The organism is Acidovorax sp. KPB24-07, from assembly GCF_057543315.1.
Genome location: NZ_BAAJYS010000022.1, coordinates 21963 through 30658, shown reverse-complemented (window position 1 = coordinate 30658; position 8696 = coordinate 21963). Strand labels below are relative to the sequence as shown.

General features: G+C 67.1%; 3 protein-coding genes. 1 reads left to right on the top strand and 2 read right to left on the bottom strand.

The features are described from left to right. The coding region (locus tag AC27IQ_RS05100) for a TonB-dependent siderophore receptor (protein ID WP_487088656.1) at positions 1-1836 on the top strand (1836 nt) is incomplete at its 5' end. A 491-nt stretch (positions 1837-2327) separates the two neighbouring features. Here AC27IQ_RS05100 and AC27IQ_RS05095 read toward each other — a convergent pair. Together AC27IQ_RS05095 and AC27IQ_RS05090 are read right to left on the bottom strand one after the other, a co-directional pair. Continuing rightward, positions 2328-3806, bottom strand: coding sequence for a glutamate synthase subunit beta (locus tag AC27IQ_RS05095; protein ID WP_487088654.1), 1479 nt, complete (start codon positions 3804-3806; stop codon positions 2328-2330). A gap of 50 nt (positions 3807-3856) precedes the next feature. After that, entirely contained in the window at positions 3857-8611 is a 4755-nt protein-coding gene (locus AC27IQ_RS05090; protein WP_284425995.1) for a glutamate synthase-related protein, read from the bottom strand. Between the last annotated feature and the right edge of the window lie 85 nt (positions 8612-8696).

The window sequence follows — 8696 nt, the reverse complement described above, 5'->3', positions numbered from 1 at the left end:
CGGCAGAACAACTTCGGCGGCATCTGGGACAACGTGGCCATGCGGGGCTTCGTGGGCCACGAAGACATGGGCATGGGCCTGCTGCGCAACGGCATGCCGGCCAACCGCGGCTTCAACGCGCCGCGCGACACCGCCAACGTGGAGCGCTTCGAATTCCTCAAGGGCACCATGGGTGCGCTGTACGGCAACAGCGAGCCGGGCGGCACGGTGAACGTCGTGACCAAGCCGCCCCGGTTCAAGGCCGCGCATTCGGTCGAGGCCTACTACGGCACGCACGACGCCAGGCGCATCGCGCTGGACAGCACCGGCCCGCTGAACGGCAGCGCCACCGAGCCCGCCACGCTGGCCTACCGCCTCAACGTGTCGGTGGAGGACAAGGACAGCTTCCGCGACTTCGTGCACAGCCGCCGCGAGCTGATCGCCCCCGCCATCACCTGGAAGCTCGGCCCCGACACCGTGCTGCGCTACGACGGCGAGTGGCTGCGCCAGCGCGCGCCGCTCGACCGGGGCGTGGTCTCGGTCAACGGCCAATTGGGCGCGGTGCCCACCTCGCGCTTCTACGGCGAACCCGGCGACGGAGACATCACCGTGGACAACCAGACGCACCAGTTCTTCCTGGAGCAGGCACTGTCGCCCGACTGGAGCCTGCGCGCCGGCCTGCAATACAAGCGCAACACGCTGGCGGGCCTGGCCAGCGAATCCCACCAATACGGCCCGTCGCCCTGCCAGACCTCGGTCGAGGCCAGCGGCTGGCTGTGCCGCCGGCTCATCCGCCGCGACTTCCGGTCCGACGACACCACGGTGCAGCTCGACCTGAACGGGCGCCTCACAACCGGGGCCTTCCAGCACGAGCTGCTGGTCGGCGCCGAGGTGTCGCGCTTCGACATGGACCAGACCATGCTCACCCAGGCGGGCGGCGGCCGCTTCGGCTACGGCATCAGCGTGGCCAACCCGGTGTACGGCGCCGCCGCGCGGCCCGCGCTCACGGCCCGCGCCATCGACCGCACGGTGGAAGACCGCACCACCGCCTTCTACGTGCAGGACCAGATCAGCCTCACGCCCCAGTGGAAGCTCCTGGCCGGCGTGCGCCACGACCGCTACCGCGGCGAGATCGACGAGCGCAGCACGGGCCGCGTCACCACCCAGGACCCGAGCGCCACCTCGCCGCGCCTGGGCCTGACCTGGCTGGCCACGCCCGAGGTGTCGGTGTACGCCAGCGCCGGGCGATCGTTCCGCGCGCAGGCCCAGACCACCGCGTCCGGCCAGCAGATCCAGCCCGAGATCGGCACCGCGCGCGAGCTGGGCATGAAGTGGCAGAGCGCCGATGCGCGCCTGGGCGGCAGCGTGGCGCTGTTCGACATCAGCAAGCGCAACACGGCCACCTGGGACGACGACGGCGTGTACCTGGTGCCGGTGCCCGGCAAGGTCCGCAACCGGGGCCTGGAGGCCGAACTGGCCGGCTGGGTCGCGCCCGGCTGGCGCGTGGCGCTGAGCTACACCTACCTGGATGCCGACCCGCTCATCACCCAGTTCGCCCGCCAGAGCGCCAGCGCCTTCGTCACGCACGAAAGGGCGCTGGCCGGCGGCGGCCTGCTGGGCGTGGGCGGCGGCTTCACCCACGTGGGCGAGCGCCGCGGCGACACGGGCGAGCCGCGCCTGCCCGCCTACACCGTGGCCAAGCTGACCACCTACTGGAACCTGGACAAGCGCCTGCGCGTGTCGCTGGACGTGGACAACCTGTTCGACAAGACCTACTACCACAGCGCCTACAACCGCGTCTGGGTCATGCCCGGCAGCCCTCGGCAGGTGACGGTGGGCGTGCAATACAAGTTCTGAGGACTCAGAGCCAAAACAGCCTCCAGCGCAATGAATGCACCGGCATGGCGCTCATTTTTTCATAGCAATCAGGAGCGGTGCCGCAGGATGCCGTTCTTGATGCCAAGGCGGACAGCCGCACCGCGCACCGATCGCAGGGGCTCGAGAAATTTCAGAACGTTTCAGGACTTCTCAGCCCCTGTTAAGGGCACAAAGAAGGCCCGCCGCCAGAATCCGTGGGCTGAACGACGCGATCGAAGAATCACCAGGAACTCGAAAACTGCTCTCCGGTGACGAATGGACAGCCAGATTTCGGCAGGAGAGGGAGGTCAGAGAAAAAGAGAAAGGAAAGGGCGACCGGCGCCGCGCCGCAAACGCTGGCCTTTCCACGAAAGCCCCTGCCGTTCGGCAGGGGCTTTTTTTTGGGTCGTTCGGGCCATCGCATCGGCGCAAAGAAAACGGCGCTCCGAAGAGCGCCGTGGCGTTTCAAAGCCTGCCGCTTTTGACGGGACTCAGCGCGGCAAGTCGGAGTACCCCATCAGGAACTCGTCCACCGAGCGCGCGGCCTGGCGGCCTTCGCGGATGGCCCACACCACCAGGGACTGGCCCCGGCGCATGTCGCCCGCGGCGAACACCTTGGGCACGTTGGTGGCGTAGCCGCCGTCGAAATCGGTGGTGGCCTTTGCGTTGCCGCGGGCATCCTTGTCCACGCCGAAGGCGTCCAGCACCTGCGCGACGGGGCTCACGAAGCCCATGGCCAGCAGCACGAGGTCGGCCTTGAGGACCTGCTCGCTGCCAGCCACCTCGACCATCTTGCCTTCCTTCCATTCGACGCGGACGGTCTTGAGGCCGGTGACCTTGCCCTTCTCGCCCAGCAGTTCCTTGGTGGAGATGGCGAACTCGCGCTCGCAGCCCTCCTCGTGGCTGGAGCTGGTGCGCAGCTTGATCGGCCAGTAGGGCCAGGTCATGGGGCGGTTCTCGACCTCGGGCGGCTGGGGCATCAGCTCGAACTGCGTGACGCTCACGGCGCCGTGGCGGTTGCTGGTGCCCACGCAGTCGCTGCCGGTGTCGCCACCGCCGATCACGATGACGTGCTTGCCATCGGCGCGCAACTGGCCCTTGAGCTTGTCGCCCGCGTTGACCTTGTTCTGCTGAGGAAGGAACTCCATCGCGAAGTGCACGCCGTCCAGGTCGCGGCCCGGCACGGGCAGGTCGCGTGACTGCTCGGCGCCGCCGGTCAGCAGCACGGCGTCGAAGTCCTTTTGCAGTTGCTCGGGCGTGACGGTTTCCTTGGCCCAGTTGGTGACCTTGGAGCCCTTGCCCAGGCCGTCCTTGGCGGCGCCGATGAACACGCCGGTGCGGATGGTGACGCCCTCGGCGGCCATCTGCTCGGCACGGCGGTCGATGTGCGACTTCTCCATCTTGAAGTCGGGAATGCCGTAGCGCAGCAGGCCGCCGATGCGGTCGTTCTTCTCGAACAGGGTCACGTCGTGGCCCGCGCGCGCCAGTTGCTGCGCCGCCGCCATGCCGGCCGGGCCGGAGCCGACCACAGCGACCTTTTTGCCGGTCTTGTGCTTCGGGGGCAGGGGCTTGACCCAGCCCTCGGCCCAGGCGCGGTCGATGATGGCGTGCTCGATGGACTTGATGCCCACCGGGTCGTCGTTCACGTTGAGCACGCAGGCGGCCTCGCAGGGCGCGGGGCAGATGCGGCCAGTGAACTCGGGGAAGTTGTTGGTGCTGTGCAGCACCGCGATGGCGCTCTTCCAGTCCTGCTGGTACACCAGGTCGTTGAAGTCCGGAATGATGTTGTTGACCGGGCAGCCGTTGTTGCAGAACGGCGTGCCGCAGTCCATGCAGCGCGCGCCCTGGATCTTGGCCTGCGCGTCATCCAGGCCGATGACGAATTCCTTGTAGTGCTTCAGGCGCTCGCCGACGGGCTTGTAGCCCTCTTCGATGCGCTCGTATTCCATGAAGCCGGTGGTCTTTCCCATGATGTCTGTCCTTGAATCGTTGAATGCGGTGCGGGTGGATCGGGCGGGCCTTACTTGGCGGGCACCGCTTCCTTCGCAGGATGGGCGACCGCGGGGGTCGCGGGCTCCTCCAGCACCTTGCGTTCATGGATTTCGGACAGCGCGCGCTTGTATTCGGTCGGGAACACCTTCACGAACTTGGCGCGCGAGGCCGCCCAGTTGTCCAGCAGTTCGCGCGCACGCTTGCTGCCGGTCCAGCGGTTGTGGTCTTCCAGCATCTTCTTGAGCTGGGCTTCGTCGGTCTGGTCTCGGTGCCAGATGCCGCGCGAGATGCTGGCGGTCTGCTCGTCGCCGGGCAGGATGCGCTCCAGCGTCACCATGGACAGGTTGCAGCGGGTGTCGAACAGGCCGTCCTCGTCGTACACGTAGGCCACGCCGCCGCTCATGCCGGCCGCGAAGTTGCGGCCCGTCTTGCCGAGCACCACCACGGTGCCGCCCGTCATGTATTCGCAGCCATGATCGCCGGTGCCTTCCACCACGGTGGAGGCGCCGGACAGGCGCACCGCGAAGCGTTCGCCCGCCACGCCGCCGAAGAACGATTCGCCGCTGGTGGCGCCGTACATCACGGTGTTGCCCACGATGGTGTTGCGCGTGGTGTCGCCGCGGAAGTCGATCGACGGGCGCACGATGACGCGGCCGCCCGACAGGCCCTTGCCGGTGTAGTCGTTGGCATCGCCGATCAGGTACAGCGTGATGCCGCGCGTGAGGAACGCGCCGAACGACTGCCCGCCCGTGCCTTCCAGCTGGATGCGGATGGTGTCGTCCGGCAGGCCTTCAGGGTGGGCGCGCGTGACGGCGCCCGAGAGCATGGCGCCCACCGAGCGGTTCACGTTGCGCGCCACTTCGATGAACTGCACCCGCTCGCCCTTTTCGATGGCGGGCTGGCTGCGCTCGATGAGCTTGCGGTCCAGGGTCTTCTCGATGTTGTGGTCCTGCACGTCGACATGAAAGCGCGGCACGTCGGCCGGCACGTTCGGCTGGGCGAACAGGCGGCCGAAATCCAGGCCGCGCGCCTTCCAGTGGGCGATGCCGGCCCGCATGTCGAGCAGGTCGGTGCGGCCGATGAGGTCGTCGAACTTGCGGATGCCCAACTGGGCCATGATCTGGCGCACTTCTTCGGCGATGAAGAAGAAGTAGTTCACCACGTGCTCGGGCTTGCCCGAGAACTTCTTGCGCAGCTCGGGGTCCTGCGTGGCCACGCCCACGGGGCAGGTGTTCAGGTGGCACTTGCGCATCATGATGCAGCCCTCGACCACCAGCGGCGCGGTGGCGAAGCCGAACTCGTCGGCACCCAGCAGCGCGCCGATGGCGACGTCGCGGCCGGTCTTCATCTGGCCGTCGGCCTGCACGCGCACGCGGCCGCGCAGGCGGTTGAGCACCAGGGTCTGCTGGGTTTCGGCCAGGCCGATCTCCCACGGGCCGCCCGCGTGCTTGATGGACGACCAGGGCGATGCGCCCGTGCCGCCGTCGTGCCCGGCGATCACCAGGTGGTCGCTCTTGCACTTGGTCACGCCCGCGGCGATGGTGCCCACGCCCACTTCGGACACCAGCTTGGTGCTGATGCTGGCGTGCGGCGCCACGTTCTTCAGGTCGTGGATGAGCTGGGCCAGGTCCTCGATCGAATAGATGTCATGGTGCGGCGGGGGCGAGATCAGGCCCACGCCGGGCACGCTGTGGCGCAGCTTGCCGATGTAGTTGGTGACCTTGCCGCCGGGCAGCTGGCCGCCCTCGCCGGGCTTGGCGCCCTGGGCCATCTTGATCTGGATCTGGTCGGCCGACGACAGGTATTCGGCCGTGACGCCGAAGCGGCCCGACGCCACCTGCTTGATGCGGCTGCGCAGCGAGTCGCCGTCCTGCAGCGTCAGGTCGACCTCGACGTTCTCGGCGCCGATCACGCTCTTGAGCGTGTCGCCCTGCTTGATCGGAATGCCCTTCAGTTCCTGGCGGTAGCGCGCGGCATCCTCGCCGCCCTCGCCCGTGTTGCTCTTGCCGCCGATGCGATTCATGGCCACGGCCAGCGTGGCGTGCGCCTCGGTGGAGATCGATCCGAGCGACATGGCGCCGGTGGCGAAGCGCTTGACGATCTCCTTGGCCGATTCGACCTCGTCCACGGCAATGGCCTTGGTCGGGTCGAACTTGAATTCGAACAGGCCGCGCAGGGTCATGTGGCGGCGGCTCTGGTCGTTGATGAGCTGGGCGTATTCCTTGTACGTGTTCCAGTTGTTGGCGCGCGTGGAATGCTGCAGCTTGGCAATGGCGTCGGGGCTCCACATGTGCTCTTCGCCGCGCGCGCGCCAGGCGTATTCGCCGCCGGCGTCCAGCATGGTTTCCAGCACCGGGTCGTCGCCGAACGCGGCCTTGTGCATGCGGATGGCTTCTTCGGCGATCTCGAACACGCCGATGCCTTCCACGCGGCTGGCGGTGCCGGTGAAGTACTTGACGATGGTGTCGGTGTTCAGGCCGATGGCCTCGAACAGCTGCGCGCCGCAGTAGCTCATGTACGTGGACACGCCCATCTTGGACATGATCTTCGACAGGCCCTTGCCGATGGCCTTCACGTAGTTGTAGATGGCTTTATCGGGCGACAGATCGCCCGGCATGCCGGCGTGCATCTCGGCCAGGGTTTCCATGGCGAGGTAGGGGTGCACGGCCTCGGCGCCGTAGCCGGCCAGCACGGCGAAGTGGTGCACCTCGCGCGCCGTGCCGGTCTCCACCACCAGGCCGGCCGTGGTGCGCAGACCTTCGCGCACCAGGTGCTGGTGGATGGCCGACAGCGCCAGCAGCGCGGGGATGGCCACCTGCGTGGCGTTCACGGCACGGTCGCTGATGATGAGGATGTTGGCGCCGCCCTTGATGGCATCGACCGCCTGCGCGCACAGCGAGGCCAGCTTGGCCTCCACGCCTTCGCGGCCCCAATCCAGCGGGTAGGTGATGTCGATGGTCGCGCTCTTGAACTTGCCCTGCGTGTGCTTTTCGATGGCATGCAGCTTGGCCATGCCGGCGAAGTCCAGGATGGGCTGGCTCACTTCGAGCCGCATCGGCGGGTTGACCTGGTTGATGTCCAGCAGGTTGGGCTTGGGGCCGATGAAGCTGTTGAGCGACATCACGATGGCCTCGCGGATCGGGTCGATCGGCGGGTTCGTCACCTGGGCGAAGAGCTGCTTGAAGTAGTTGTACAGCGGCTTGTTCTTGCCCGACAGCACGGCCAGCGGGCTGTCGTTGCCCATGGAGCCGATGCCCTCTTCGCCGTTCTTGGCCATGGGCGCCATCAGGAACTTGATGTCTTCCTGCGTGTAGCCGAAGGCCTGCTGGCGGTCGAGCAGCGGCAGTTCGGCCGGCAGCGGACCGGCCGGCGCCTCGCCGCCCACGCTGTCGAGCTTGATGCGCAGGTTCTCGATCCACTGCTTGTAGGGCTTGGTGTTGACGACGTTGGCCTTGAGCTCCTCGTCGTCGATCATGCGGCCCTGCTCCAGATCGATCAGGAACATCTTGCCGGGCTGCAGGCGCCACTTGCGCACGATCTTGTTCTCGGGGATCGGCAGCACGCCGGACTCGGAGGCCATCACGACCAGATCGTCGTCGGTGATGCAGTAGCGCGAGGGGCGCAGGCCGTTGCGGTCCAGCGTTGCGCCGATCTGGCGGCCGTCGGTGAACACGATGGAGGCCGGGCCGTCCCAGGGCTCCATCATCGCGGCGTGGTATTCGTAGAACGCGCGGCGGCGCTCGTCCATGGTGGTGTGCTGCTCCCACGGCTCGGGGATCATCATCATCACGGCCTGGCTGATGGGGTAGCCGGCCATGGTCAGCAGTTCGAGGCAGTTGTCGAACGTGGCGGTGTCGGACTGGTCGGCGAAGCTGATGGGGTAGAGCTTCTTGAGGTCGGCCGCGAGCACGGGCGAGGCCATCACGCCCTCGCGCGCCTTCATCCAGTTGTAGTTGCCCTTGACGGTGTTGATCTCGCCGTTGTGCGCGACGTAGCGGTACGGGTGGGCCAGCGGCCATTCGGGGAAGGTGTTGGTGGAAAAGCGCTGGTGCACCAGGCCCACGGCCGAGACGCAGCGCTCGTCCTGCAGATCCAGGTAATAGGTACCCACCTGGTCGGCCAGCAGCAGGCCCTTGTAGACCACCGTGCGGCTGGACATGCTGGGCACGTAATACTCTTTGCTGTGCTTGAGCTTGAGGTTCTGGATGGCGGCGCTGGCCGTCTTGCGGATCACGTACAGCTTGCGCTCCAGCGCGTCCTGCACGATCACGTCGTTGCCACGGCCGATGAAGACCTGGCGCAGGATGGGCTCCTTCTTGCGCACGGTGGGCGACATCGGCATGTCGCGGTTGACCGGCACGTCGCGCCAGCCCAGCAGCACCTGGCCCTCGGCCTTGATGGCGCGCTCCATCTCCTGCTCGCAGGCCAGGCGCGAGGCGTGCTCCTTGGGCAGGAAGATCATGCCGACGCCGTATTCGCCGGAGGGCGGCAGCACCACGCCGGTGGAGCCGTCGGGGGCCGTGCCGGCCCGGGCCATCTCTTCGCGGTAGAGCGCGTCGGGGATCTGGATCAGGATGCCCGCGCCATCGCCCATGAGCTTGTCGGCGCCCACGGCGCCGCGGTGGTCGATGTTTTCGAGGATCTTGAGCGCCTGCGTCACGATGTCGTGGCGCTTCACCCCCTTGATGTGGGCCACGAAGCCCAGGCCGCACGCGTCGTGCTCTTGGGTGGATGAATAGAGACCGTGCTCTTGCAGGTATTGGATCTCGGCAGCCGTCGTCATGGCGCTCTCCTCGGAAATGGGTCGCAGGGAGCGCAAGATTAGTGCATCGCAGCAAGGTCGGGCAAGCACTTTAAATGGGGTCAGA

What these genes read in the sequence shown, in the direction of transcription:
- AC27IQ_RS05090 (WP_284425995.1), bottom strand. Translation starts at nt 8,611, where the DNA reads ATGACGACGGCTGCCGAGATCCAATACCTGCAAGAGCACGGTCTCTAT.
- AC27IQ_RS05095 (WP_487088654.1), bottom strand. Translation starts at nt 3,806, where the DNA reads ATGGGAAAGACCACCGGCTTCATGGAATACGAGCGCATCGAAGAGGGC.